The sequence below is a fragment of the Clostridium sp. MCC328 genome, from assembly GCF_018785465.1.
GTDB classification, from domain to species: domain Bacteria; phylum Bacillota; class Clostridia; order Lachnospirales; family Lachnospiraceae; genus Pilosibacter; species Pilosibacter fragilis.
In genome coordinates, this window is record NZ_WQPW01000153.1 from 1 (window position 1) to 325 (window position 325).

General features: G+C 44.0%; 1 protein-coding gene. It reads right to left on the reverse strand.

What is annotated here, in order from left to right; genetic code table 11:
• Positions 1-325: IS200/IS605 family transposase (gene tnpA, locus GPK83_RS16470; protein WP_215705322.1), on the reverse strand; the 325-nt coding region annotated here is incomplete at both ends.

Consider the following 325-nt stretch of genomic DNA (forward strand, 5'->3'; position numbering starts at 1 on the left):
CAGAAGCTCTGACTCCAGAACATTTCCTTCCAGAGCTTCTGCCGGATCTCCGGATACTCTTTTTTGATCAGACGGCTGCTGGCGCTTTTATAGGCATTGATAAATTTACTGAGTTCCGACTTCGGATGTGCACGGAACATGATATGGACATGGTCCTCATCGTGATTCCACTCTTCCAGGGTGATATGATATTTGGGCGCGATATATTCAAAGATTTCTCGTGCGCGATCCGAGATCGGATCATTCAGGACCTTTTTCCGGTACTTTACGACCAGGATCAGATGATAATAGAGTAAAAATACTGAATGTGCATTATTGTCAAGTT